This is a genomic window from Mucilaginibacter corticis, assembly GCF_007558865.1.
GTDB lineage: Bacteria > Bacteroidota > Bacteroidia > Sphingobacteriales > Sphingobacteriaceae > Mucilaginibacter > Mucilaginibacter corticis.
In genome coordinates this window covers 169,389-193,350 of the sequence record NZ_VLPK01000006.1, presented here as the reverse complement: position 1 = coordinate 193,350, position 23,962 = coordinate 169,389, and the positions used below count along the sequence as shown (strand labels likewise).

Below are 23,962 nucleotides of genomic sequence, written 5' to 3'. Positions count from 1 at the left end.
CCAGGTATAACAGTAAAACAAGGCACAGCCATTTTAAGATGGAAGCGATGCGGTCATAATCAAACCGCACGATCACAAAGATCAGCAATGCTGTAAAAAATATACTGAACACAAAATCCGGGACGGCAGGGATGATGAGGTGGGTTACCGCGCCCATGCTTTGGATATCCGCGCCGATATTCAATACGATGGCAGGAACAGTAATTACTAGTAAAGCATAGAGCACCCATTTCGGGTAATGCGCCTTCAACGTTCCGGGCAGCCCGCTGCTGGTTACCGTCCCGATGCGCGCACACATTTCCTGTATGGCAGCCATCAGCGGAAAGGTGATCAGCGCTGTCCATAGCGTCGCGAGTCCGAAACCCGCGCCTGCCTGTGAATAGGTAGCAACGCCCGAAGGGTCGTCATCACTGGCGCCGGTTACCAGGCCCGGGCCGAGGTTTTTAAAAAAAGCTTTAATTTTCGATGGCATAACGGGTCAAACCCTGCTAATTATTGTGCCATTTTCCATCAATGATAGAACTGTCCGGGGCCGGCATGGTTAAAATTAGCATTAATTAGTTTCCCGGGGACAGTCAGCACTTAATTTAGGCCGGCGATTTTTACCGTAACCTCTCATTGCCGCACAACCTGTCGTTGTTATTCCCGGCTTGTTTTAATGGTACGTTTATTGACCTGTAATGCCAAACATTTAATTTAACGATTTGCATAATAAGACGCTGCTGGTACTGGATGATGATGATATTTTTCACCACCTCATGAAACTGGCCAATAAACCAAATTTCTTTAAAGAGGTCATTCATTATGATCAGGTAGGAGAGCTGATCAGTGACCTGCTTGAAAATCAGTGTACAGCCGCGCTCCTCCCTGATGTGATTTTCGTTGATATTGCCCTGCCGGTCAGAGATGGTTATAGTTTTTTAGACGCCTTCGCTACTTTGCGCCCTTCGTTGTGTAAAGAGATCAGTATTTATGTCGTAACCGTTTCGGTGAGGCAGGTGGATCATGAAAGGGTAGCCGCCTATCCTTTTATAAAGGAATACATCACCAAGCCGGTTTCCATGAACCAATTCCGGAATATTGCTGCCGCTTAAACAGCTAAACCGGTTGTTTTTGTTTTGCCAATAAATGAGATTCAAAGTCTCCGCCGGATTACGCCGGAGACCTTTTATTGATAGCCTATTTAATGGCCAGCAAATCTACTTTTTCGATTACCGGTGGCACAGCCAATAAATCATTCGCGACAGCCGCGAGCGCTTTAGGGATTTCGCCGCCTAAATGCGCGTCCCGGCCGGCTTCGTCGGCAAAGGTATCGAATATGCCAAAAGTGGAGGGACTGATTTGCAGTGCATACCAGCGGATCGTGCCTGGCTCGGCACCGGCTAATGACAAAGCGCTTTTAAGCAAGTCAGCAACCTGCTGTTCTTTACCGGGTTTGGCCTCCAGGCGGGCCAGTAATGCTAATTTTTCCATTTGATTATTTTTTATGCAGGATGTATCGGCAGCAATTTACCACCGCTGGTAATGCCACACTAATTGTGCCACGATATCGATTAAATGCTCTTTTAACCCCCTTCCGGAATTTATTGCCCGTAAAACGGAAATTACTGTTGCTTATCCAGGTCCTGCGTTAACGCAGTGATCTCCATGATTACACGGTCAAGGTCTTCAGCCGACTTTTTCAGCTTAGGGATAATCTCGGCATTGGGCGAATCAGTTGGGTCGCAAAGCTGGGCAAGTCCGAGGATTCTGGCCAGTGGCGCGCGAACGCGATGCGACTGTATCCAGGCGATCTCCCGCAGCCGTTTGTTTTGTTCTTCGATCTGGTGCAGGTACTGTTGTGCCTCGGTAATGTCCCGCAGGAAACAGTTCACGCCAATGACCGCCTGATGGATGTCCCGAATCGGGTTAAAGCTGAGCTCTTCGAAAACCTGCCGGCCATCAAGCTCGCGTTGCCGGACCAGGCTGAAGGCCTCGCCCTTAAAGGCACGCTCATAGCTTTCAAAAAAAACGGCTACACGCTCTTGTACAAAATCGGCGTTGCTGACTTCCTCCTCGTCTTTGCCGGTGAGTTCTTTGACGCGTTTCCAAAAAGCCTGGTTGCCGGTAATGATCTGGGACTGCAGGTCGACCGACCAGATCAGGTCACGCGTGTTATTGATAATCGCGCGCAGGTTCTGACCATCATTGTAAATCTTTTCCTGGATCTTTTTCTGTTCAGTGATATCTACGAAATAAACGGCGATGCCTTCTTTGGTGGGATAAACGCTCATCGAGCCCCAGACCCCCAGCGGGGCATAGTACCCCTCAAATTGTACGCTGATCCTTTCGTTCATGGCCCGTTCATATTCCGCATAGAATCTTCCTTCCCGGGAATTTGGGAAAAAGTCCCACAGGTTTTTGCCCATAATCTCTGCTCTGGTACAGGACAGGGCCTTTTCAGCTGCTTTATTGAAATAGGACACCTCCCAGCGGCTGTTCAGCGCGTAAAACCCATCGGTGATACTATCGAGCATATTCTCCAATTCGGCGCTCTTTTCGGCCAGCGCTGTTTCAGTGCGGACCTTCTGGTCGATATCTACCACCAGGGTCTGTTTGGCCTCCAGGCCTTCAAAGACGGTGTGGTGAGAGAAAATGCGCACGAAAAAGGTTTCCCCGTTCTTTTTCTGGTGCAGCCATCGCCCCGCGTCGGCTTAGCGGTCCGGCACCTGGCCAACAGCTGCTAAAAAAGCAGGCACTTCCTCCCGCGGCCGGATGTCGGTGATCTTCAACTGTAAGAACTCGGCCTGGCTGTAACCGTATTGTACGGTCGCTGCGGTATTGACCGCCAAAAAACGAAAATCCCGGCTATCGAAAATAAACATGGGGACCGGTACTTCTTCGAACAGGCGGCGGTAATCATCCCGGGTCTGGCGGACCTCAGTGGCCTGGCGGCTGATCCGCCGATACAGGATCAAACTCACCAGCAAGATGACGATGAGATCGTTAAGGCTCCGGAATAAATCCCGGTGAGCCGGCGCGTACGCCAGCGCCAGCCGGCTGATCAGCGGATCGGCGATGAAAGCCCAGGCAAGCGCCGCCGCGATAATTGAAGCCGGATTTTTAAACGCGGAAAAACGAACCATATCTACTCCTCTTTATACGTATTTAACTCCTATAAGTTGTAAAACTAATGAATTTCGATATCAATCCTGGGTTTGACCGCATTTCGATAATCCAAGTGGTTCGAATATAGCCTTTTCGCCCTGACCCAACTTGTTAGTTTAGCTTTAATTGGTTAATCATTAAATGACAGTACCTTCGAGCGGACCCCAACGACCGCATCAAGCCTAACACGTCTGTCTCTATTGGCTTTCAGTTCGAAATCAGATCATGCGTAAAATTATTGTACAGGAAACGGGCAGCGGGGTGCAGGACATACTTACTTATGTTTTGCAGGAAGGCGGCTTTGACGTTTACCCGCTGCCATACTGGATTTAGTTTAAAAGGGGAAGAATGCATGCGGGTGTAATTCAAACACCAATTTATCTGGAGGTACGAAAGTATATTCCCACATAGGATTCGTTTCGGAATATTTCCAGCCGTTAGCGCGTTCCAATATGCTCAAGCAACCCGCTTACCGTTGAAACCAAAGATTCCAGGTCAAACGGCTTATACAAAATATCGTCGCAACCGCCGGGCATCGCGGCATCCCCGCGTGTAAAATAGGCAGAGAAGATAACCACCGGGATGTGGCGGTGTTCCGGCGTGTCTTTTAATAGCCGGCACAAGTCGCCGCCGTTGTTGTCCGACAGCTTATAATCCAGCAGGATCAGGTCCGGTGAAAAATCCCTTACCGCATCAAATAGCTGGCTGCCCAGCGTTATATCGAGAACATCATATTGTTCGTAGCGGAGCGCTTCGGTGACGACCTCCAGGATCGCCTGGTGGTCGTCTAAAATTAAAATACGTTTATTCAAACCCTTAGTGTTAACCTAAAATAGCGGGGTTACGGGTAAGAGCGTGTCAGAAACTTAAGCGGTCCGGTGTATGGTAGGTAGTGTTAAGCTACAACAATCCATTCGCAAAATGTTTTTAATTAAAACTCTCCAGCCCAGTCATCGTCGCTGTTATGGGTGTAAAATAGAGACGCAAACCACAGCAAAACACAGATAAGCAGGGCATTGCGGTGTTCCAACTGCTGCCCGATGCCCTTTAGCCATAAAATCGTATCCGCAAATAAAATACCCAGCACAACAGCGATCAGCATTGCCCGAAGAAAAAATAGTTTATTATTCATGGCATTTCCTCCAGGTTCTTTATGCGGAAAACTTCACGGGCGATCAGTTTACAGTTTACGCCCAGTTCATCCAGGGTACAACAAATCGTTTTGATCTTTACGGGAAGGTCGTTCACCGTTTCCATTAGGTCAATATGCAGCAGGCAATTAACTTTTACATCAGCACCGCCTTGTAATTGCGCAAACAAACCCTCGGCTGCCTGGCGGTCATTCCCAAAGAAATATTGACCATAATCTACAAACCCCTTCGCCGTCTTCAGGCTCAGTAAGATATAGAATTGCGTTTCCATAGCACATCACATTAAAAAAGCCCCCGCACATACGGGAGCCTTCCTGATTCAAAACTTCTTTACATTTATTTGATTAAGATCTGACGGCGAACCACTTTGGCTTCTTCGCGTTTAGCGATATCGATCCGCAGGATACCATCGGTATAACTGGCTTCGATATTGGCGTGGTCGGCGCTGTCAGGCAAGGTAAACGAACGCACGAATGAGCTGTAGCTATATTCGCGTTTGCTGTAGTTTTTTTGGTTGTCTTCCTGATCAGCGCTTTGTTCTACCGATATGCTTAGCTGGTTGCGGTCCAGGTTCAGCTTGAAATCCTCTTTTTTCAGACCGGGCGCAGCAAGCTCCACATGATAGTTGTTCTCGCTTTCGCTGATGTTCACCGCCGGCACACGGCTGATCAGGCGGTCGCTGAAAAAGGTGTCATTGAAAATGGAATCGAACACTTCATTAAAGCCTGGCAATAATGAGCTGTTTTTTTGAGCGGGATTGAATTTAACCAGTGTCATAGGTCTGTCCTCCTTAATTTAATAATGATTGAAACTTATAATTAATTAAACTGATTAGCTTATTTCAAGACCTGTGCCAAAGCCAAAACAGGTTTCGGCAACTGAAAAAATTTCAGCCTCAAAATGACATTTAAACAGATGGCTGGCGACAAATTTTCCGTTTCAAATACCTGGTATTTGCAAGCGCTGATGAAGTTTCTTATCGTGGCTGATGGTTATTTTGATATTAACCATGATGATTTATAATTATGGGAGCTTAACTTTAAACACCATGTAAGGACTTGTCCGGTTGCTTATTGATCTGCGAAGTGGTAATGTAAAAATGGCCGTCTTTCGATATGCTGTAGGTATCCGGCCAGCCATGAGTGGAACGAGGCACGGATTCGGTAAAAAAGAAACGGCCGCGTTTATCCCGCTAAATAATAATTGAAACCAGCCGGCTTGCAATTGGTTATCTAATAAACCAACTTTGAATTATGGGCAAGCAACACGATACCATACCGAACGAACCGCAGGAAGCGCCCGTTCAGTCACCAAAGCCTGAAATACAGCAGCCAAATGACCCGCAAGGACCAACGTTTCCGCAGGAAGCGCCCGGGAACCAGCCACAGGAAATACCGCAGCAGCCGGACCAAGGTGGTTCCGGATTAAATCAGACAGAAGTTTAACGCAAAATTTACAACTATGCCATGGCCAAAAGGCGACTATCCGCCATCCTATAAAAACCAGCCGAAATATCTCCGCGAAAAAGCGGTAGAGATCGCTAATGAAGTTTTAAAAACAACCGGAAACGAGGGTGAAGCTATTGCTACCGGATTGAAGCAGGCGCGGGCTCATTTTAAGAACCACCCGGAAGAAGTACCGGCAAAGAAGGAATAATACGCCATAGTCCATTATTGCCGGGTCGGCTGAATAATCAACCTATGAACAGGGCATTGTCGGTATCTACGCACGTTTAATGTTTCCTGCAGGTCATATACTCTGCTGTGCTTCCGGCAGGAAGATCGAAATACACAAACCTATTTCACCTACCCGTGTTAACAAAGGATGAACCATTATCCGCAGATCAATCATTTCCTGAAAGATTCCCTGTTTTTCTACACCATCGTGATCGGCATGGACAGCCGGTATGCTTACGTAAGTAAGAATTATGACCGGAACTTTGAGTTTTCCGGAGGAACCCTGCTTGGCGAGCATTTCAGCGTAACCCTGCATCCGGAAGATATTGTGATCTGCGAGCAGACCGGTGGCGCCTGTTTTCAGTCGCCGGGTAAACTGTTCGCAGCCACCCTCCGCAAACATGACGGCCGTGGCGGCTACGTGACCACGCAATGGGAAATGCAGGCACTGTTCGATGAGCAGGGAAAACCGGACGGCGTTTTCTGCATCGGCTATAATATCACCGAATTTGTGGACACGCGCAGCCGTCTGGACTCAGCGCACCACCAGCTTACCGAGATCGGCTATATTCAATCTCATATGGTGCGTAAACCATTGGCTAATATCATCGGTCTGACTAGCCTGATCCGGCAGGAATCAACCGAAGAGCGGGTAAAGGATCTTTGTAACATGCTGGAAAAAAGCGCCGGCGAACTCGACGGGGTGATCAAAGACATATCAGACAAGACAGATTAAAGGCCGATCAGGATCGGACCGCAGTGTAGATCGAAAAGCGATTAATTGAGGGGAATTTAAGGAGCGCTCTGCCTGTGCGTTTATAATTAGCGCAAACTTATTGGCTGCTTTCGGGTTGAGTAGACATGACCGTAGCGCAGACGACTAAACGCCGCTGGTGGGTTTACGGTCTTGGGGCATTTGCCCTGATCATCCTCATCGGCTTATTCAGTATCAACTCCTTGCTGGCGCCGGTTGTTGCCCGGCGGCTGAAAGCGGCCGTGGACAAAGCCGGGAATCACGTTTATACCCTGCGTTTTTCCCATCTGTCTTTAAATGTCTTTACCGGCACCTTACAGTTGGATGCTGTTCAGCTGATCGCTGACACCGGTAAATTGATGCAATCGGCCGATAGTCTGGGTGGACAAGCGCAATCGTTAAAGATCAGCGGCGTCCAGGTTTTGCATTATCTATTTCGCAAAGAATTGCGGATCGACAGCATCCGGCTGGAAAAGCCGGTCTTTGCGTATTGCCGCCGGCAGCGCACCGCTGCTAAGCAAAATCCCAAATCGATGTATGACAAGCTTTCAGGCACTTTGCACGTCCTGGCCATAGGGCATATCCGCTTTGAAAGTGCCGTATTGGCTTACCGGGATTTAGCCATCCCTAGCGCGCCGTATTTAAGGCTGAAGGAACTGGAACTCGACGCCCAACAGTTATTGATCGATTCAGCCACGCAGCAGGATACCAGCCGAACCTTGTTTTGTAAAAGCATCAAGACCCGTATCAGACGATTCGACGGACGCACGACCGGGGGCCTGTATCATTATCAGCTGTCCGGTGCATCTTTTTCAACCGCCGATAAAAAGCTTAAATTGGAGGGGTTGTCGGTTACCCCCTTACCCGCTGCCCAATTCTTTAAAATTTCCCGTAACGACCGCTTTGACTTTAAACTCGAAAGGCTGGAGATCTCGAACGTTAACTATACCCAGCTGGTTGACAAGCAGTTTTTCTTCAGTTCCAGGCTCAGCGGGGCTGACGGGTCGATCGCTATTTTTGGCAATCCGCACGGACGGCCCAAACACAATGACCGGATCGTCAGCTTTCCCAACTACATCACCCGGAAACTCCCCGTTGCTTTTAGGGCGGATACGCTTAAGCTGACGGACATTAACGTTAGCTACAGCGAGTACAATCCGCAAAGCGGACAGACCGGTACCATCGCTTTTCAAAAAACTGCCGGACGTTTTCTGCACATCAGTAATCGGAGCGAGGATATTAAAAAGTATCCTTATTGTACCGCTGACCTGTCCACCCTGCTATTAGGAAAAGTGCGGCTCAAACTTTCATTGCGTTTCAACCTTAGCGATCAGCAATACAGTTATGACTATAAAGGAACGCTGGAGGGCATGATGGCCGACGCGGTTAATCCGGTAACCCGGCCGCTGGCGCAGGTGGATGTAACCAGGGGCCGGCTGGAGTCGCTAGACTTCGCTATTGCTGGTAACCGTTATGTCAGCAAGGGCGTGATGCACATGCTTTATAACGACCTGGAGGTCCGGTTGCTGAATGACCAGGGCCAAAAGAAATTGGTCCCTACCATTGCCGTGAATGCTTTTGTGATCAAACATAGTAATCCCGACAGCCCGGGCGAAGTACCGCGGCATGCCGATATTGTTTTCCGGAGACCGGCATCTTATCCCTTTTTCAAGACCCTGTGGCAAACCTTATTTACCGGGATCAAAGCCTGCGCCGGTATCGGCCCTGCTGTACAGCCGCAAAAAGATCAATCTATCTTTTCCAAGATTACTACGGCGGCCTCAAAAATATTCAAAAAGAAAGCTAAACCGTGAACATCCCGCAGGAATTGCTGCAATCTATTTAACATGGCTTGCGCCATGTTTTACCGGAAAACGCTTGGTTAAACCAGTCAATTCCCTAATTATAATAAGTTGAACACAATAACGCTGATAACAGTCAACACTTATGAAATCTTTATTAAATAATTGTTTCATCATAACGACGAATTGTCCCCCCGGGATTATGATAACAAATTCGTTACCAGAATATGCAGACAAGCACATCTTGAATGGGTTAAATTTGCGAAACAACCCTATAAAGATATTAAAATGAAAAAGCTTAACTTAATCAATAAATCCTCTTGGATTTATCTGTTTCCGATGATCATGGGGCTTATTCTTATCCTTTACAGTTTCCATACAAGTAAAGTAATAAAGCCTTCAGCTACACCAGTTAAAAAAGATTCTGATTGGGTATTGAATTACCCCGCACACTTTTAAGGCGTGGTATTATGGCTTGACATTTGCTTACAACCGTCAGCTATGACGCAAGAACAACAAGTGCAAGAATTTTTAAGCAAACCTTTCCGGTCACGAAACTCATTATTTGAATATAATTTTTATTTCACCTCCGATAGCCGTGGGTTAATGGAGGTTGTATATTTATTGAGAGAACAAGTAGAGTTTTTTGGATTTGAGATTGATTATCATATAAACATAGAACCGCAAATGTCCATTGAGGATGTGGAAACTGTATTAAAAAATAAAGAAAGTGTAAGTGGTATCAATATGGTTTTAAGTGATGCCATATATTATTTAACCCACGATATCGAATCTATTTGGAAAATAGAAACTTCATTTCCATTCGCAATGCAGTAACATATATTCCGTTTAATACATTTAACGAACTTTTAAATTCCATTAATTACTAATTGAATGAGCTGCTAACCTGCCGATGGCGGGGGGCAAGAATTTTGTTCTTTTTGGTAAACAATATCTATTCTGTTTTTTATCAATAATGAACCTGATAGATTCCGGATGTAGGGTAGCCCGGTACCATCAGTTAGGGTTTGATTGATTTTATCAACCACAGTTTGCAAGGAGAGTTTTATCATAGCAGTTACGTCTATTCAAATACCCATCCCAAAAATAGATTTTCCGCTATATTTTAATATCGAAAATATTTTAGGTGCCGACAAAACAAATCTAATGGCAATTAGGTTTAAACATCAAATTCAAAATTTGATATAATGAGCTTTGACCGTGACAACTACTACAGCCTGACCGAAATACAAGTAAGATTTGATTTAAGCCCCTCTAACGTTGGTAAACTGTTGGATGAACATAAGCCACCGGTCATTGAAAACAAGATGGTATATGGGACATATTATGACCTGACAGCGAAGTATTACCTTAAAGAAGATATTGAGAAAATATTAAGAAATTCTAATTAATTAATAAATAACTTATCATAGTTATCGATAACCAAACCTTGTGTTTGTTTAAAAAAATACCCGGGCAATTGCCCGGCTATAAAAACGAAGACTTTGACGAACCCTCAGTTTATTTTAATTTACAAAACGTATCTATTGACTGCAGGGCATTATTGCGATTTTTCAGCGATCATTTTATTTTTCGATTGATCATTCAGAAAATAAATGGCATCCTGAAGTAAGATTGCCTGGTTCCCATTAGTCAGCTTTTTATTAATCCATCAATTAAGTCGGTGAGCACGCTGTCTCAAAAATAAAGCCTCGGTAGGTTTACCAAGGCTTTACACTGCGATAAGATGTAGGTCGATTTAAATTATTGACAGCATGCAAGATAAATAAATATTTTATTAAAAGTAAAAAACTGTAACTACATTTTTTGTAGAGGTTAAACTGAACATTATCTGTAAAATAATCGTTTAATAGCTGGTAATTAGTTATTTCAGTATCATTAAAATGTTGCAGTTGTATGTTTAGGCTAATCTTCCGGGGTTAGCCTTTTTTTGCAGCATATTCAATTTCCAACCCTGTTTTTAATAGTAGATCCACGATGTTATCCCTGCCCGAAGCGTTTTGCGAGGTCTATATCCCAATTGCCGTTCCATGCCGCAAATTTGGATTTGCACCCGCGCTGAGTCTACTGCGTTAACATCGGCGCCGGAGGCGATCAGGAACTTTACCGCATCAAGCTGGTTGTTTTAGGCGACCGCCGTCATGGTACTACAGGACTACTGCAGGCAGTTTAAATTGTGCAATATTCTAAAGAATCCTGTTAACTTGCATTCAGCATGAAGAAACTTTTATTTGGTCTGGCGCTGTTGCCTCATTTATTATTCGCGCAATTTGTTGTGCCCAATTATCCCGCGGTTGATGCTTTGGGCCGTAAACTTCCGGATTTTAAAGATGTTGGCCCGCCAAGAAAGAACAAGTTTGTAGGGCTGTTTTACTGGGTATGGCATACCAATTTTGCATCGCAGGTGCCGCTTAATACTTCAGAGATACTGGCTAAACATCCGGAGGCGGTATATGACTACGATAACCCGGTATGGCGCCCGGCAGATGGCACCACGTTTTACTGGGGCGAGCCCTTATTTGGTTATTACCGCGACGAAGATCCCTGGGTTTTGCGCAGGCAGGCCGTAATGCTGGCCGATGCCGGGGTTGATGTGATCATATTGGACTCGACCAACGGAACTAACTTTAAAGAATCATACGAAGCCCTGTTCAAAGCCTTTGACGAAGCGCGGAAAGATGGGATAAAAGCGCCCGCGATTGCCTTCATTTTACCCTTTGGCCCAAGCGAATCTGCCAAAGGCGAACTCGTGCAGCTGTATAATGACCTATACAAGCCCGGTCTGTATAAAGACCTGTGGTTTAACTGGCAGGGCAAACCGCTGATCATGGCTTATCCCGAAATGGTTTCTTCGCCGGACGATACCGGCTTAAATGCGGCTATTAAAAACTTTTTTACGTTCCGTCCGGGCCAGCCCGTTTACAATAAAGGACCACAGCATAAAGATCATTGGGGCTGGCTTGAGGTCTACCCGCAGCATGGTTTTGGCCCAAAGCCCAATGGTGCGTTTGAAGAAGTTACTGTAGGTGTGGCACAAAACTGGTCGAAAAAAGAAGGCTTGACCGCCATGAACGCTGAAGGGGCATTCGGCAGAAATTACACCGATAAAGACGGACAGCATACGGAACCCGGCGCCATAAATTATGGCTATAATTTCCAGGAGCAGTGGGACCGGGCGCTAAAAATTGACCCCGATTTTATATTTATTACCGGCTGGAATGAGTGGATTGCCGGTCGTGCAAAGAAATGGCAAAACCAGGTTAACGCTTTCCCCGACGAGTTCAATGAAGAAGGCAGCCGTGACATTGAACCCATGAAAGGCGGCCACGGCGATAATTATTATTACCAGATGGTGAGTAATATCCGCAAATTTAAAGGCATGGCCGCACCTGCCGAGGCTGGCGGATATGTAAAGGCTAACGCAGACGGGTCGTTTGTCGACTGGGATAAAGTAAAGCCTGAATTTGTTGCTTACAAGGGTAACACCCTACACCGCGACTTTGACGGATGGAAGGGTACGCATTACGTAAATAACACGGGGCGTAATGATCTAGTGCTATCAAAAGTAGCTGTTGATAAGCAGTTTGTTTATTTCTATGTGCAAACGCAGGATAAATTATCACCGGCGACAGACAAGGCGTGGATGCGCTTGTTTATAAACATCGACAAAAATAACCAAACAGGTTGGAACGGGTACGACTATGTAATTAACCGGCTTAACCCAACGGCAAAAGGTACAGTAGAACGATCAGTAAACGGTTGGAAATGGAATAAGGTAGGGGATGCCGGTTACCGTATAAAAGACAATGTACTTGAACTTAAAATAGACAAAAAACTATTGGGAGTAAGCGGCCCTGCAGATTTTGAATTTAAATGGTCTGACAATATGCAAACAGATGGCGATATCACCGATTTTCTAATAAACGGCGATGTAGCGCCGTCAGGCAGGTTTAATTTCAGGTATATTAACAAGATGAAGTAAGGCTTACGCTTTTGTAAATAGTTGGCTTCTGATTTGTATATACAAATAATTATGACAGAGTTTGATATCCCAAGCAAGGAAACCGATATACCGTGTCCCAATTGTTCCTATGCTGCACTTAAAAGAGTACAGAAAAACGGTTTCGCCAAAAAGCTCTTGTTTTGGTTGCCTTATGAAAAATATGTTTGTCCGCATTGCATGAGTACATTCTACCTGCGGAAAAAAATATAATCCCTTTCAACATAATCAGATACTAAAATTCGAATTGAAAGTCAGGAAGTGGGAAGTCGGGAAGATCTACCTGAACGGTATCAGACAATGGCTGTTTAACATGCTGAAGGGCCATCCGCTTGGCGATACCTGCCATCCAAAGCTTGAAGCCTTTATGCTGGAATGGAAATTCATTGATCTGGTAGCCGATCGCAAGAAACGTGTCCTCCAATAAACGGTCTGCTAATTCTTTGTCTTTAACAGATAACCAAATAATTTTATAAAGAAGAGGTGCATAAAGGTCATACAACACCGAAAATCCTTTTTCAGAACGTTTTTTAATTTCCCGAATCAATTGAGCTTCGGTAAGGGGCTTTCGCATTAAATAGGGAAGCTATTAAAAAGTAGCTGCTATTTCATATCCAAAAATATAGCCAAATCATATCTTAGACAGGTTTAGAAAGCGATGAGCAGCTTTTGAAAATTTTATGTCTGCTATTTAGGTAATACTGTACCTGGCGCACTAATATTTTTAACTGACTACCTCGTCAACGTACCCGGTGCAGTTAAATTCATACAGCTATCTTTAAAAAGCATAAAAATGGAAGAACCTTTCGGTGGTACCGGCGTTTCCGTTTTTTTTGTTCGGAAAAGTATCGTGTTGCTTGGTTTTATCTTTGAGGAGCTTTGATAAAAGTTTGTAATTCGCTCCACACTAAGCCCGGATAACGATCATTATCCAGCAACTCATTATGCGCGCTGAACATACTGTGCATATACATGCTTTGCTGCCATTTTGCATAGAGTTCATGCTCCCCATCGGGATCGGCAGTACGTTCCCGTTGATTCCGAGCGTTAAGCTCCGCAAGCTTGCCCATGTCCTTTAGTTCATAACCCGTAGCAGCTGCAAGGTCATTGGCGCTTGCCTGGAAACTGGCGATCCGTAAATAGCGGGGTGCGGTCACGTCCAGCGCCGCTGCGGCAGTGAAGGCTGCTGTATCATTCCTGCTGGTGAAATCAACTTTCCAGTCGGACTTTTCCCAATAAGCGATCGTCTTGTTTTTATGATCGAGAAATGGAATATTATAGGAAAGCAATTCCGCGAAAGCCCCGTTGAAAATAGAAGTAGGGGTGATCATCGCCTTGTTTAATTCTACCGCAAATTCTTTCCGCAGGTCGAAATTACGGTTAGAGCCATCAGGTAATGCGGTAAAATCTGTCGAATAGTCGGAAGGGATAAATCTTGGAACACCTGCTTCAACCGCGGCCGCTAATAATTTGAGTTGTGAATCTACAATAACCTCACGCAGGCCCGCCATAGCAGACACCACGCAAGTCGCACCTTTACAGGCTTCGGGTAATCCAAACTGATTGTTAATATCCAATTCGATGATTTCAACACCGCTTGTCTTTAATATTTCAACTGCTTCTTTTTTGCTATTCGCCCTGACAATGGCTTTTACCTTCGCGCCTTTGCTGATCAACGCTTTCGCGATCCGTCCGCCCAGGTCACCCGTCGCGCCGGCTAATAATATTTGATGATCCATTTTTAGACAACCGGCAAAGGGAACTTTTGTTACGGAGATTAACTATTTACGATAAATTGGCGGATACGTGCCATCACCGGTAATGTTTTAAAAGTACCCCCGCAAAGGTAAGGGTAGGCCACTACTGGCGTCGAAAATTTATAAATTGTTTTGGATATTGAGCATCATATTCCGGCTTGGATATCCTGATAAAGATTTTTGTTGCTCTTATGGTTTTTCAATCCTATCTGGTGACAACAGCGTTTTGCTATTTACCGGTGCCAATTCGTGGCCAAACATTTTTAAAACCTGATTTGCTCTTTCCAGGTTCAAATTTCCTTTTCCCTGTTCAATTTTACGTATAACGGTTAAGGCTACTCCGGCTTTAAGCGCAAAATCAGCCTGTGTAAGTGAAGCTTCTTTCCGCTTACGCTTTACAAAAACAGCTAGTTTTTCCATGTTTTTATATGTATTTGCATATAATATATCTCAAATATAAATAATTATATGTAATTGCATATAAAAAATGATTACATTATTAAACTATATACGAAAGCATTTAGTCGTGAAGGAAGGCTAACATTACTAACACTCTATACTTGTGATGCATAAGGTTCAATTGAGGTGACGTAATTATAATAATCAGCAAACCAAACAGTTGCTTTAGCAACGTAATTGTATCGGAGCGACGTTTGGCTGATCAAGCCAGGGATTGCATATGAGCACAATCTGATCTTAATTTAAAGTCTAGTCCTCTCTTACGTAAACCTCGTCATAGATGGTCGGTTTACCATCAAGTCCGGATCCGCTGAGTGTACCTACCGTGTGAAGTTTACCATCTTCCATAGTCAATTTATAGTTAACTTTCATTGTTTCAAATCCTTTAAAGGATGCGTATTCGGTTAACTCTTCGTAATCACCGTTGACCAGGGTATAATGACCGCCGGCCACCGATACCGCTAATTTCTTATTGTCGTAGTTAGGAATCTTCTTCTCTATCGTGACAACAAAGGTCGTAGGAGTTAGTATTTTGTGTTGAAATATATTTGAACTATCACCCATGGAGACTTGACCGTCAGGGTAAGTGACCTTTTGTGAAATGAGCTTCCAGGAACCAATAGGGCTTGTAGTCGACGGTTGTGACGTTTTCTTTTTTGATTGTGCGAAGATGGTTGTTGAAATAAGGATGCCTACCATCGTGGGTAGTAATAGGTTTAGTTTCATAAGGCTTAATATTTGGTTGGCTAAATATAATAATTCTTATATAAAATCAAATCGTTAAGGTTAAGGATGTATTCCTTAATTGATTGAAATAGTGCCTGACTGCTAAGCCAAGCATTATATTAATGCAGAATACTTTGTAATCATCTGAAAGCCCAAACTGGCGATCCAAATGTAACCCATCGAGAATGGCGAATAAAAAACACTTTTACCCAAGTGGTTTATTTAGAACCTTGGGCCTTTTGAAGAAGGGCGTTTGATTTCATTTCCAGTGTTACCGGTTTTAAAATTTCAACTTTGTGAATTTTTTCCGGTGTCGCAGGCATAAAAAAGGTTAAATAACAAACTAAAAAAATTGTAAAAAATCCGGTAAGGTAAATCCCTGAAACATAAGCTTTACGGGATGCAATCAGATACGAGGCTTTTTTATTATTTAAAAGCATGTTTTTTTCGATACAATAAATATAATCTTTCACAACCTCTTCCTCGAATGCGGTGGTGGTAGAAAATTCATTTACCGTATTGGGATTTCCCCTGGCATACGGGTAATTGACAGGATCGAGCGCTTTCAACGCGTTAATGATACAAAACACGTTCATAACAGTAATCGCGATAATGACAGCGACAAGCAAGCATTTGACGACGACATTCAAGTCCGATTGCGTATTGGATAAAATACCAATCAACAAGCCGATCAACGTCAGGAAAATGCCTGAATTTGCAATATTCTGTGAACATTTGCCTTCTAAAACCGGCTGTCGCGCGTTTTCTTCGTCATAGATGTTTTTGAGATAGTCAATTTTATCTTTAAGCGGGCTCATCTGTTAGATATTTGATGATTGATTTACTAATGGGTAATCCTGTTGCCATTTCGATCCAGGCCCACTGGCCATTTGGATTTATTTCGAGAAATATATATTCGCCGGTTTTTGATCTGATGAGATCGATCGCCCCGAAATTAATATGCAAACCCGCGCAGAGATCAAGACATTTCTGTTTGATGTCAGCCGGCAACTCATAAATGGTCAGCAAAGGCTTGCCCCGCCTCCAGTCCGTTTCGGTTTCCTGATCCGTTTGGGAGTGGATTTTTACCGTATAAATGTCATTCTCGACCACAGTTACCCGGAGCTCGTATTCTTTTTCAATATACTCCTGGTAAATGCAGGGAGTCAGAAAATAATCTGCCAACTGGTCTATTTTATCCTGAGTTATTAAACTGGTGAAAAATAAATTGCTATCGTCCGGGCCGACGACCCGTCCGGAGTACATTGGTTTTATAATCGTCTGCGTGTTTTTATTGAAAAATTCCTGTAGCCGAATTTTATTGTTCGTGACCAATGTCGCCGGAATCAGAAATCCTGTTATCTGGGCCAAACGTAATTGTAATGTTTTGCTTTCTGCTTGCCGCAACGCAAAAGGGTTACTTAGCCACTTTTTTTCTGACAGTGAGCAACTGATATTGTCGATTAGCGCGTCGAATTCCCGGTAGAAATAAGATCGCTCTTCCATTGACAGCCCCGGAAGATCAGGTATCTGCGTACGCCTGAACCAAATGCTGTTTACCGGAGGAAGCTGCTCAAATTCAATCTCTAAACCGGATTTTGTATCAATGACATACAGGGGAGTAGTTAAAAGATCCTCACAATTAAGCCGTAGATAAGCGAGATTCAGCCCGTTCAACTTGTTGATGACAAAATCAGCGGTAAAGTCCAGTTTATGCGTAATAATCAGAATCATTCTGTGCTTCAGGCTGAGTAATTTTGCTGGTAGCGGTTATCATCGGAATCAACTTGCTCATTGTTTAGCCTTGTCAAAGTTTGCGTACCTAAATACATACTGAGATTACGGTGGTGGTCATGGTCTGTACCTTCCACATTGGCGCGTGTTACCGTCATCGTTCCCATCGACTGGATTTCCTGCCTGTCGCTGTCTGCGCCTTCCAGGCCTGCCTTGGTTGTTGTTTGAGTAGAAAGCGCCGCCTGGTCGATCGCCGGCGTTTTACTGCCGGTAAGGACAGAAAGATTCTGCTCAGGAGAATACTCGATCGCAGCTAAAAAATCAAAATTATCTGAATGAGGTCTCTCCAGGAAATTATAAACAAAAGGTTTCATGACATGATTTGATATAAAGATATTTTATTATCACCAGATATACATGAAAAAAAATCATCCGCTTGTTAATCCCTGCAATTTCCCCTGTATTTGTTCGATGAAACCTTTGCCCTTAAAACAAACTGGTCAAAGCATCCTGAGAAAGACAGTCATCTTGTATGCCAAAGTCTTTAATCAATAGTGCGATATAATCTCCTCCGTGATTTTTTAACGATGTACTTGTCAAATCATTCTCTTTTAAAAGGAACCCCTCAAAATCATATCCCCGTAGTGGAAAGAAGGATGTATTCTTAGCTTTTCGTATGGAACCTATATAAGTATGTCGGTTTTTTATTTTTAAACTCTTCTGCAATTACTTACACTATTAAACCCAACCATTTTTTATTGCTTTCGCCACTAGTTCAGTAGTATTGGAGACGTTATTTTTACGAAGCATATTTTTCCGATGACTGTCGACAGTTTGCTTGGTAACATGCATAATATCACTGATTTGCTTACTTAACTTTCCATCAATTAAATGACGTAACACCTCCCGTTCCCTCTTACTAAGCAGGTCTTTAACTTTTAAAAAATTTTGCCTGATGTCAATGTCCATATAAGAAGGTTCGCCCTCCAGCCCGATCAGCGACAATACCGGTTTACCCGAACTCTTCAAATGGCTTATATCCGTATGCATACCCAAGGTTCGTAATATACCTCCGTCATTATCGTGTTGAATCACTGCCACCTGTTGTAAAATACGTACAAAATTACCGTTAGCTTTTCTTAACCGGTAATCGTACCTCACTTTGTATTTCATTAATTTATCCGTCGGTAGGCCTAACAGAAAATTTGCGACCTTTTCCTCAAAAGCTAAAATATAAGGCCGGTCCTCCGGGTGCATCAATTCAAGAAAAAAGTCAATATTAGCTAATTCAGGTTTAAAGCCCAATAACCCTTCAATACCATCACTCATTAACTCAAAACCCAGTATTTCGAAATTAAAGATGTAATAGTAGTAATCTCCAACCTGAAAGAAATTTAAAAGCTTTTTGTAAAAATCCAATTCTACCGGAAGCGCGCTTTCATATTGCCCCAAGGGCATCTTTTTCCAGACATTATTGATCTTATTGTTGAACAGTTCAAGTTTCATAAAGCTTATACCCGGTTTTGTAAGACAATTTAAAAAGAAATTTCATAGAAAAAAAATCCCTATTAATGGGGATTTTTTATGCAAATAATTAAATGTCAATTTGATTGATACACATGAAATGTTCTTCTTTTACTTATTCAGATAGCCCGAACGATCAAATGAAACGCTTGATTTTTATAATACCCGTACTTTTCTTTTTTTTACCCTCATGCAGCAAAAAGCAAGATCCCGCCCCGGCTAGTGACCCAGCCGGTGAAAATTCAGGAATTACGGGAACTGCTTCAGGCAATGGCAATTCGTCTGGAAACACCAACTCCTCCGGAAATAATACTGCTACAACTACCATTAATTTTTTTAACAAAACGTTTACACCAATTAGCATCACGATTAACGGCACCACCCAAACAATCGCTACAGGAGGTAAAATGCAGTACTCGGGTAAGGCTTCCGCAAGCGCCAGCGGCACCGCAAGCACCTCCGGAAAAACCAGCCAGGGTGCCCAAGTCGGTGGCGCAATTAATTGGACGATCAATACCTCATTTCCTTCGGCAGGCAATTTGGATTACGCTCTCAATATCGCTTCGGATACCTTTTTCCTGAAAATACAAAACAACTCCGCCCTGTCGATCACCAGTTTATATGTGAATTATCAGTTAGTCAGTCAAACCCTTGACAATATTACGATTCCGAACGACCATCAGATATATAACCTCGGCTATTATAAAGGATATACCAACAGCAATGTAAGAGCGGAAAACGGCAACACCTATTGGTCATGGAATTCGCTGGCGCTGCCGTTCACCCAAAATCAATCGATCACCCTTAAGGCCAATTGATCATCATCCCATTTTGATATGAAAACACACACCATAAACCTACTCATCTTTATTAGCTTGGGGATCTGCCTTTCCTGCAAAAAACAAGGCACTCCAAAAACAACTAATGATACCTCTAATACAACCTCGTCAGGTGATACCAACACTTCAAGTTCGCCCGCCACGATTTATGTTGTTGGTACCGAATATAGCGGACCGAGTACCGGATTATCATCCATTATCAAATGCTGGAAGAATGGCACCTCCGTTGATTTGGGTAACCCATCGGCCGAGGGAAACAATATTGCCCTATCAGGAGAAGATATTTATCTGGCCTGTACCGTACGCAGTCCCACTTCTACGCCAGGCGCTTATACCAGTAACGCGGGTTATTTAAAGAACGATAAGCTCACCAATCTTTCTGCGCCAACTTCACGCGCTTATGGGATAGCCGTCAGTAACGGCGATGTTTACGTCTGTGGCTACGATCGTAATAAAGGTACAGCGGCCTACTGGAAAAACGGCAGCATCATTAAATTGAACACCTCCGCCGGTAGCGATCCGACAACGACCGCTGCACGCGCCATCGCGGTAAGCGGTAACGATGTTTTTGTAGCCGGATTCGAAACCAATGGATCTTACAGCGTAGCTAAATATTGGAAAAATGGCGTGGGAATCAGCCTTTCTAACGGCAATAATGATGCTTACGCGACTGCGATTGCCATCCGCGGCAATGACGTTTATATAGCCGGGTATGAAAAAAGCGGATTTACCTTTATCGCTAAATACTGGAAAAACGGGACAGCCGTGAATTTAAGTGATGGTAAGTTTAACACAGTCGCCACCTCGATCACCCTCTCAGGAAATGACGTTTATGTAGCTGGATTCGAAACCTCAGCTACAGCAGAAACCGCTGAATACTGGAAAAACGGCAAAGTCGTCACCTTGGGTAGCGGAGAGGCCAATGGGATTGCGGTCGCCGGGAACGACGTTTACGTTGTAGGCTTAAGGGGCAGCTATGCCGTTATCTGGAAAAATGGCACAGCAGAAAACTTCAGCCTCGGCAATGGCGGGACCAGCGCTCAGGCGAACGCCATCGCTATCGCAGCCAGATAGTCGTTCCATGCTGTTACACCGCCCTTGTCAAAAAAACTCATCATGAAAAAAATCCTGTTCCTGTTTCTATCTTGCCTGGCTTTTGAAAATGTCGATGCGCAAGCTCCATATAAAACCATGTTAAAAGGAACTCAAAGTGTTACCCAAAGTAATATCGGCGGCTGCGCGATTAGGACAATGGATGTCGGCTACCGTCTAAGTACCCTCGTTGGCGAACCCGTTGTTTACATTACCCTGAAATGGGAAGGCGTTACCAGCAACAGCGATTGCTTGTCCGGACAAAGCTTCGGGATCTTCCTTAACATTAGTGCCGGCGGTTTTTCCAGATACTTAGACGCAGGAGGCTCAGCCGATATGAAGGTGGCATCCGGCAATAATCAATGGTCGGAGAACGCATTGGCTGGATCCCCTAACTGGGATAAACTCATCACTGAACAGCCCGACGTCAGTGGAAAGGTAAAATACATGAGCGCCGAAAACGCAAAAGTAATCTGGAAGAAGGGATTTAATGTAGTCGGCGTAAAAATCGTCAGCTATAACCGGGAAACACCCAAAGATGACCAGAAACCCAAAATAGACGGCTTTATCGAACGGTCAAAGTTATTAAGAAACAACCATACCAACCTCGTACACTCCTCACCGGACCTGACCGGCAGCAGAAGAACAGAGTTGCAAAATAAAGATCAAGCGTTTAAGGACCGCTTAGCGGCCGTGACAGAAAGATTGAACAAGAGCTATACAAGCCCACCTTTATCAGAAACAGCATTGTTTGAGATCGATGATGAACTGAGCTCGCTGGAAATGAGTGATAAGGAACTGGCAGAAGATATACCCAAATTGGAAAAATGGGAAGCATCCGAAAAGAAGTCAAAGAGCGACAGCACCCAGCGGGCCAATGAAATCCGCGAACAGCCTGTAGCAGCCAATTATACCCCCTCGGCAAAAGAATTAGAGATGAGTAAACGTGCAGCGATCCAAACGAGCAAAGATCAGGCAGAGGACAATGCCGCTGCAGCGATCGGTGGTGTTATGGCAGCCAGTATGGGTAGCATGCTTACCGCAAACTTAGACAACGGCAACGAAGATGAAAAACTGAACTTTTATCTGAAAGGAATCCTTGGCTTATATTCGTATGACCTGCCTGTCATTGAAAACAGCATTCTTGATGGTAAAAATTATTCTAGCGCGACTACGACAACCAATAGCATCAATGCCAACGCGTCACTGCTATTTTCCTTTTTTAACGATAAGCCCGTCCGTTTTACTTTCGCACCCTTTGGCTCCTATGGATTGAACGCCTTTTCCAACAACAGGACAGGAACCCATACTGTATACGGAACTAATACCGCCATCGCGATCGGTAAAAAACTGAGACTATTACTCAAAGGCGGTTATGCAAATTACCAAGGGCAGGGTGAAAGTGATCTGGCCGAGGCAGGTTTAGACGCGAAATCAACAATAAACTACACCTACGAGAAATTTAGCTACGGCACTGGCCTTTATTACGGATTCTCCGGGCATGATAATTTTATAGAATTTTCAGTATCCAAGGAAAGTATTCCTTATTTTAAACCCCGTGACAACCAAATTTTAACTTACGAAGCCTAGGTGTCATTTTCCTTAATGGCCATTCATCTGCAATACTCCAAGAATTACCCCGCCGCAGGAACTATAGCCTATAAAAGCTTTAGCAATGACAAACAGGACCTATTGATCTGGGGTCTATACATGCCTCTAACGATTTTCAGCAAGAAATAAATGCAGCTTTTTTATGAAACTAATCGATCAACGCGCTTAAGGTCATTAACCAACTCATTCTGCGAATGCAAGAATTGACTCCGTACCTTTGACTATGCTGACTTATCTATTTAAAGAAACAACTGAAAAATCCAACTACACAAATCTGTGGTCTATAGGCAACGGAATTGCATGGTCAAGCTTTTTGGAATCTCCTGTTAAGGCACGTCTTCACCCGGATACGAGGGATACGACCTGCGGACATATCGCATTTTGAGATGCCCTGCTGTCGCGGCTGGCTTGCGACGGAACAAATCGCAACCTGGCTATTATACAAACTTACTGATCAATAGACCTATGAAACGACTCATCGATATCCTCTCTCTCGTTGTGCTGACCTTCAGGGCACAGTAAAGTCAATTTAGTTCCATCAATAATTATTTAAATCCGAAGTGCAGTGCCCCATAACGCTGAAAATATTTTTTTATTATAGAAAAATATTTTATTTTTAAAACATCTAATTCCTGTCACATGAATCTTTATACCTCATTAAAATTTGCTTTTTTATTGCTGTTTATCTTTTTAAGCACGGCTCTTCTGGCCGGAACCAAAAGAGTTAATAATACCCTGGCCACGGATAAAACCAAAAATATATTTGCCACACTTCAGGAAGCGCATGATGCCGCGGCCGGAGGGGACACCTTACTGGTAGAAGGCACCATTAAACCATATGCGTTGTTAAACTGCTCCAAACCTTTGGTGATCATTGGCACAGGCTTTTTCCTGACACAAAACGGGGGCCAGGCCAATGCGCTGTCTGCCGTCGTTAACCAGATCAATTTCAATTCAGGTTCAGAAGGTTCAGCTATTATAGGTCTTTTATTTTTGAACACGAATTCTAATAATTGTCCTTATGTGGCAGTTGACGGAATTTCTATTATCCGGTGTTACCTTGCCAATGGCATACTCATTACGGGCAATATTACCAGCTTAATTGTGATACAAAATTATATCACTGGTCCGATAAATGTCTACAACTCTAACCTGACGCTCAGCGGTGCCATTTTAAAAAACAATATCATTGATAATGGGATCAATGTGAGCTCCAGTCCGACAGTGCCGAGAGTGTTCGCCATAGTTGAGCATAATATTTTTACCAATGTTGTTACCTTGTCGACATCCTCCTTCAGAAGCAATATACTGACCAGTACGGCTGTCCCTACGATCACTTCCAGCGCTATTCAAAATAACCTTACGCTGGGCACGCAATTTAACAGCATTGCGACCAATCAGAGTTATGGCAGCAGTGACAAGTTATTTGTTGGTGTGTCCGCTTCAAATAACAGCCCCGACGGACAGTACAAAATTGTAGCGGGGTCCGCGTTCGCAAAGGCGGGTTATAATGGGGAGGAGCCCGGCGTCTTCGGCAGTGCCGCTCCTTACGTATTATCCGGTATTCCGCCCATTCCCTCAGTTTATGAATTACAGGCCGACGCGGTAGCCAGTAAAGCTGACGGGCTGAACGTAACGATCAAAGCAAGGGCCAACCAATAACCTGTAA

Annotated in this window: 29 protein-coding genes; 12 read left to right on the top strand and 17 right to left on the bottom strand. The window is 44.1% G+C overall.

Annotation, left to right across the window (positions count from 1 at the left end; all coding sequences use genetic code 11):
- A partial coding sequence (locus FO440_RS22675) for a divalent metal cation transporter (protein WP_144250602.1) occupies window positions 1–472 on the bottom strand: 472 nt, incomplete at its 3' end.
- A 232-nt stretch (window positions 473–704) separates the two neighbouring features.
- Here FO440_RS22675 and FO440_RS22670 point away from each other — a divergent pair.
- The gene (locus FO440_RS22670; protein WP_144250601.1) at window positions 705–1,094 is read left to right on the top strand and encodes a response regulator; all 390 of its coding nucleotides are present in this window, start codon (window positions 705–707) and stop codon (window positions 1,092–1,094) included.
- An 85-nt stretch (window positions 1,095–1,179) separates the two neighbouring features.
- Here the strand turns inward: FO440_RS22670 and FO440_RS22665 are convergent, their stop codons facing one another.
- The 7 genes from FO440_RS22665 to FO440_RS22635 all read right to left on the bottom strand — a co-directional run bounded on the left by FO440_RS22665 (window position 1,180) and on the right by FO440_RS22635 (window position 5,075).
- On the bottom strand, window positions 1,180–1,473 hold the full coding sequence (locus FO440_RS22665) for a putative quinol monooxygenase (protein ID WP_144250600.1): 294 nt from the start codon (window positions 1,471–1,473) through the stop codon (window positions 1,180–1,182).
- Window positions 1,474–1,604: 131 nt separating this feature from the next.
- Window positions 1,605–2,642 carry a PAS domain-containing protein gene (locus FO440_RS22660; protein WP_144250599.1) on the bottom strand — a complete coding sequence of 346 codons (1,038 nt, stop codon included), beginning with the start codon at window positions 2,640–2,642 and terminating at the stop codon, window positions 1,605–1,607.
- A 51-nt stretch (window positions 2,643–2,693) separates the two neighbouring features.
- Window positions 2,694–3,125: a PAS domain-containing protein gene (locus tag FO440_RS22655; RefSeq protein ID WP_144250598.1), complete on the bottom strand. Its 432-nt coding sequence runs from the start codon at window positions 3,123–3,125 to the stop codon at window positions 2,694–2,696.
- A gap of 459 nt (window positions 3,126–3,584) precedes the next feature.
- Entirely contained in the window at window positions 3,585–3,959 is a 375-nt protein-coding gene (locus FO440_RS22650) for a response regulator (protein ID WP_144250597.1), read from the bottom strand.
- Between the two features lie 119 nt (window positions 3,960–4,078).
- Entirely contained in the window at window positions 4,079–4,279 is a 201-nt protein-coding gene (locus FO440_RS22645) for a hypothetical protein (RefSeq protein ID WP_144250596.1), read from the bottom strand.
- Window positions 4,276–4,569 (bottom strand): hypothetical protein, encoded by a 294-nt coding sequence (locus tag FO440_RS22640; RefSeq protein ID WP_144250595.1) that lies wholly within the window; start codon window positions 4,567–4,569, stop codon window positions 4,276–4,278. Before FO440_RS22640 ends, FO440_RS22645 begins: the two co-directional genes overlap by 4 nt.
- Before the next feature lie 65 nt (window positions 4,570–4,634).
- Window positions 4,635–5,075, bottom strand: a complete 441-nt coding sequence (locus tag FO440_RS22635) for an Hsp20/alpha crystallin family protein (RefSeq protein WP_144250594.1) — start codon at window positions 5,073–5,075, stop codon at window positions 4,635–4,637.
- 476 nt (window positions 5,076–5,551) lie between these two features.
- On the opposite strand from FO440_RS22635, the gene FO440_RS22630 reads away from it, so the two are divergent.
- From FO440_RS22630 to FO440_RS22610, 5 genes are all read left to right on the top strand, one after another.
- A complete protein-coding gene (locus FO440_RS22630) occupies window positions 5,552–5,743 on the top strand; it encodes a hypothetical protein (RefSeq protein WP_144250593.1) in 192 nt (63 codons plus the stop codon).
- A 16-nt stretch (window positions 5,744–5,759) separates the two neighbouring features.
- Entirely contained in the window at window positions 5,760–5,954 is a 195-nt protein-coding gene (locus tag FO440_RS22625; protein WP_144250592.1) for a DUF2188 domain-containing protein, read from the top strand.
- A 168-nt stretch (window positions 5,955–6,122) separates the two neighbouring features.
- On the top strand, window positions 6,123–6,710 hold the full coding sequence (locus tag FO440_RS22620; protein ID WP_144250591.1) for a PAS domain-containing protein: 588 nt from the start codon (window positions 6,123–6,125) through the stop codon (window positions 6,708–6,710).
- A gap of 125 nt (window positions 6,711–6,835) precedes the next feature.
- Entirely contained in the window at window positions 6,836–8,542 is a 1,707-nt protein-coding gene (locus FO440_RS22615; RefSeq protein WP_144250590.1) for an AsmA family protein, read from the top strand.
- 489 nt (window positions 8,543–9,031) lie between these two features.
- Window positions 9,032–9,367: a hypothetical protein gene (locus tag FO440_RS22610; protein WP_144250589.1), complete on the top strand. Its 336-nt coding sequence runs from the start codon at window positions 9,032–9,034 to the stop codon at window positions 9,365–9,367.
- A 65-nt stretch (window positions 9,368–9,432) separates the two neighbouring features.
- On the opposite strand, the gene FO440_RS24595 is transcribed toward FO440_RS22610, so the two are convergent.
- Window positions 9,433–9,603 (bottom strand): hypothetical protein, encoded by a 171-nt coding sequence (locus FO440_RS24595; RefSeq protein ID WP_186292765.1) that lies wholly within the window; start codon window positions 9,601–9,603, stop codon window positions 9,433–9,435.
- Window positions 9,604–9,738: 135 nt separating this feature from the next.
- Between FO440_RS24595 and FO440_RS22605 the strand changes: the two genes are divergently transcribed.
- Together FO440_RS22605 and FO440_RS22600 are read left to right on the top strand one after the other, a co-directional pair.
- Window positions 9,739–9,942 carry a hypothetical protein gene (locus FO440_RS22605; protein WP_144250588.1) on the top strand — a complete coding sequence of 68 codons (204 nt, stop codon included), beginning with the start codon at window positions 9,739–9,741 and terminating at the stop codon, window positions 9,940–9,942.
- Window positions 9,943–10,766: 824 nt separating this feature from the next.
- Entirely contained in the window at window positions 10,767–12,533 is a 1,767-nt protein-coding gene (locus tag FO440_RS22600) for a glycoside hydrolase family 71/99 protein (RefSeq protein ID WP_144250587.1), read from the top strand.
- Window positions 12,534–12,786: 253 nt separating this feature from the next.
- Here the strand turns inward: FO440_RS22600 and FO440_RS22595 are convergent, their stop codons facing one another.
- From FO440_RS22595 to FO440_RS22560, 8 genes are all read right to left on the bottom strand, one after another.
- The gene (locus FO440_RS22595; protein ID WP_144250586.1) at window positions 12,787–13,125 is read right to left on the bottom strand and encodes an RNA polymerase sigma factor; all 339 of its coding nucleotides are present in this window, start codon (window positions 13,123–13,125) and stop codon (window positions 12,787–12,789) included.
- A gap of 289 nt (window positions 13,126–13,414) precedes the next feature.
- On the bottom strand, window positions 13,415–14,290 hold the full coding sequence (locus FO440_RS22590) for an NmrA family NAD(P)-binding protein (RefSeq protein ID WP_144250585.1): 876 nt from the start codon (window positions 14,288–14,290) through the stop codon (window positions 13,415–13,417).
- 207 nt (window positions 14,291–14,497) lie between these two features.
- Window positions 14,498–14,728 (bottom strand): helix-turn-helix domain-containing protein, encoded by a 231-nt coding sequence (locus tag FO440_RS22585; protein WP_144250584.1) that lies wholly within the window; start codon window positions 14,726–14,728, stop codon window positions 14,498–14,500.
- A gap of 288 nt (window positions 14,729–15,016) precedes the next feature.
- Entirely contained in the window at window positions 15,017–15,493 is a 477-nt protein-coding gene (locus FO440_RS22580; protein WP_144250583.1) for a hypothetical protein, read from the bottom strand.
- Between the two features lie 218 nt (window positions 15,494–15,711).
- Entirely contained in the window at window positions 15,712–16,311 is a 600-nt protein-coding gene (locus FO440_RS22575) for a hypothetical protein (RefSeq protein WP_144250582.1), read from the bottom strand.
- Window positions 16,298–17,227: a hypothetical protein gene (locus FO440_RS22570; RefSeq protein ID WP_144250581.1), complete on the bottom strand. Its 930-nt coding sequence runs from the start codon at window positions 17,225–17,227 to the stop codon at window positions 16,298–16,300. The genes FO440_RS22575 and FO440_RS22570 overlap by 14 nt, the downstream gene beginning before the upstream one ends.
- Before the next feature lie 8 nt (window positions 17,228–17,235).
- The gene (locus FO440_RS22565; protein ID WP_144250580.1) at window positions 17,236–17,601 is read right to left on the bottom strand and encodes a hypothetical protein; all 366 of its coding nucleotides are present in this window, start codon (window positions 17,599–17,601) and stop codon (window positions 17,236–17,238) included.
- Window positions 17,602–17,965: 364 nt separating this feature from the next.
- Complete coding sequence (locus tag FO440_RS22560) at window positions 17,966–18,733, bottom strand: LuxR C-terminal-related transcriptional regulator (protein WP_144250579.1); 768 nt, start codon at window positions 18,731–18,733, stop codon at window positions 17,966–17,968.
- 113 nt (window positions 18,734–18,846) lie between these two features.
- Here FO440_RS22560 and FO440_RS22555 point away from each other — a divergent pair, with 113 nt between their 5' ends.
- The 4 genes from FO440_RS22555 (at window position 18,847) to FO440_RS22540 (ending at window position 23,955) form a co-directional block, all read left to right on the top strand.
- On the top strand, window positions 18,847–19,569 hold the full coding sequence (locus FO440_RS22555) for a hypothetical protein (RefSeq protein WP_186292764.1): 723 nt from the start codon (window positions 18,847–18,849) through the stop codon (window positions 19,567–19,569).
- An 18-nt stretch (window positions 19,570–19,587) separates the two neighbouring features.
- A complete protein-coding gene (locus tag FO440_RS22550; RefSeq protein WP_144250577.1) occupies window positions 19,588–20,664 on the top strand; it encodes a hypothetical protein in 1,077 nt (358 codons plus the stop codon).
- A gap of 42 nt (window positions 20,665–20,706) precedes the next feature.
- Window positions 20,707–22,272 (top strand): hypothetical protein, encoded by a 1,566-nt coding sequence (locus FO440_RS22545; protein WP_144250576.1) that lies wholly within the window; start codon window positions 20,707–20,709, stop codon window positions 22,270–22,272.
- A 660-nt stretch (window positions 22,273–22,932) separates the two neighbouring features.
- Window positions 22,933–23,955, top strand: coding sequence for a hypothetical protein (locus tag FO440_RS22540; RefSeq protein ID WP_144250575.1), 1,023 nt, complete (start codon window positions 22,933–22,935; stop codon window positions 23,953–23,955).
- Window positions 23,956–23,962 lie beyond the last annotated feature (7 nt).

What these genes read in the sequence shown, in the direction of transcription:
- FO440_RS22665 (WP_144250600.1), bottom strand. Translation starts at nt 1,473, where the DNA reads ATGGAAAAATTAGCATTACTGGCCCGCCTGGAGGCCAAACCCGGTAAA.
- FO440_RS22655 (WP_144250598.1), bottom strand. Translation starts at nt 3,125, where the DNA reads ATGGTTCGTTTTTCCGCGTTTAAAAATCCGGCTTCAATTATCGCGGCG.
- FO440_RS22645 (WP_144250596.1), bottom strand. Translation starts at nt 4,279, where the DNA reads ATGAATAATAAACTATTTTTTCTTCGGGCAATGCTGATCGCTGTTGTG.
- FO440_RS22640 (WP_144250595.1), bottom strand. Translation starts at nt 4,569, where the DNA reads ATGGAAACGCAATTCTATATCTTACTGAGCCTGAAGACGGCGAAGGGG.
- FO440_RS22635 (WP_144250594.1), bottom strand. Translation starts at nt 5,075, where the DNA reads ATGACACTGGTTAAATTCAATCCCGCTCAAAAAAACAGCTCATTATTG.
- FO440_RS22630 (WP_144250593.1), top strand. Translation starts at nt 5,552, where the DNA reads ATGGGCAAGCAACACGATACCATACCGAACGAACCGCAGGAAGCGCCC.
- FO440_RS22625 (WP_144250592.1), top strand. Translation starts at nt 5,760, where the DNA reads ATGCCATGGCCAAAAGGCGACTATCCGCCATCCTATAAAAACCAGCCG.
- FO440_RS22620 (WP_144250591.1), top strand. Translation starts at nt 6,123, where the DNA reads ATGAACCATTATCCGCAGATCAATCATTTCCTGAAAGATTCCCTGTTT.
- FO440_RS22615 (WP_144250590.1), top strand. Translation starts at nt 6,836, where the DNA reads ATGACCGTAGCGCAGACGACTAAACGCCGCTGGTGGGTTTACGGTCTT.
- FO440_RS22610 (WP_144250589.1), top strand. Translation starts at nt 9,032, where the DNA reads ATGACGCAAGAACAACAAGTGCAAGAATTTTTAAGCAAACCTTTCCGG.
- FO440_RS24595 (WP_186292765.1), bottom strand. Translation starts at nt 9,603, where the DNA reads ATGATAAAACTCTCCTTGCAAACTGTGGTTGATAAAATCAATCAAACC.
- FO440_RS22605 (WP_144250588.1), top strand. Translation starts at nt 9,739, where the DNA reads ATGAGCTTTGACCGTGACAACTACTACAGCCTGACCGAAATACAAGTA.
- FO440_RS22600 (WP_144250587.1), top strand. Translation starts at nt 10,767, where the DNA reads ATGAAGAAACTTTTATTTGGTCTGGCGCTGTTGCCTCATTTATTATTC.
- FO440_RS22595 (WP_144250586.1), bottom strand. Translation starts at nt 13,125, where the DNA reads ATGCGAAAGCCCCTTACCGAAGCTCAATTGATTCGGGAAATTAAAAAA.
- FO440_RS22590 (WP_144250585.1), bottom strand. Translation starts at nt 14,290, where the DNA reads ATGGATCATCAAATATTATTAGCCGGCGCGACGGGTGACCTGGGCGGA.
- FO440_RS22585 (WP_144250584.1), bottom strand. Translation starts at nt 14,728, where the DNA reads ATGGAAAAACTAGCTGTTTTTGTAAAGCGTAAGCGGAAAGAAGCTTCA.
- FO440_RS22580 (WP_144250583.1), bottom strand. Translation starts at nt 15,493, where the DNA reads ATGAAACTAAACCTATTACTACCCACGATGGTAGGCATCCTTATTTCA.
- FO440_RS22575 (WP_144250582.1), bottom strand. Translation starts at nt 16,311, where the DNA reads ATGAGCCCGCTTAAAGATAAAATTGACTATCTCAAAAACATCTATGAC.
- FO440_RS22570 (WP_144250581.1), bottom strand. Translation starts at nt 17,227, where the DNA reads ATGATTCTGATTATTACGCATAAACTGGACTTTACCGCTGATTTTGTC.
- FO440_RS22565 (WP_144250580.1), bottom strand. Translation starts at nt 17,601, where the DNA reads ATGAAACCTTTTGTTTATAATTTCCTGGAGAGACCTCATTCAGATAAT.
- FO440_RS22560 (WP_144250579.1), bottom strand. Translation starts at nt 18,733, where the DNA reads ATGAAACTTGAACTGTTCAACAATAAGATCAATAATGTCTGGAAAAAG.
- FO440_RS22555 (WP_186292764.1), top strand. Translation starts at nt 18,847, where the DNA reads ATGAAATGTTCTTCTTTTACTTATTCAGATAGCCCGAACGATCAAATG.
- FO440_RS22550 (WP_144250577.1), top strand. Translation starts at nt 19,588, where the DNA reads ATGAAAACACACACCATAAACCTACTCATCTTTATTAGCTTGGGGATC.
- FO440_RS22545 (WP_144250576.1), top strand. Translation starts at nt 20,707, where the DNA reads ATGAAAAAAATCCTGTTCCTGTTTCTATCTTGCCTGGCTTTTGAAAAT.
- FO440_RS22540 (WP_144250575.1), top strand. Translation starts at nt 22,933, where the DNA reads ATGAATCTTTATACCTCATTAAAATTTGCTTTTTTATTGCTGTTTATC.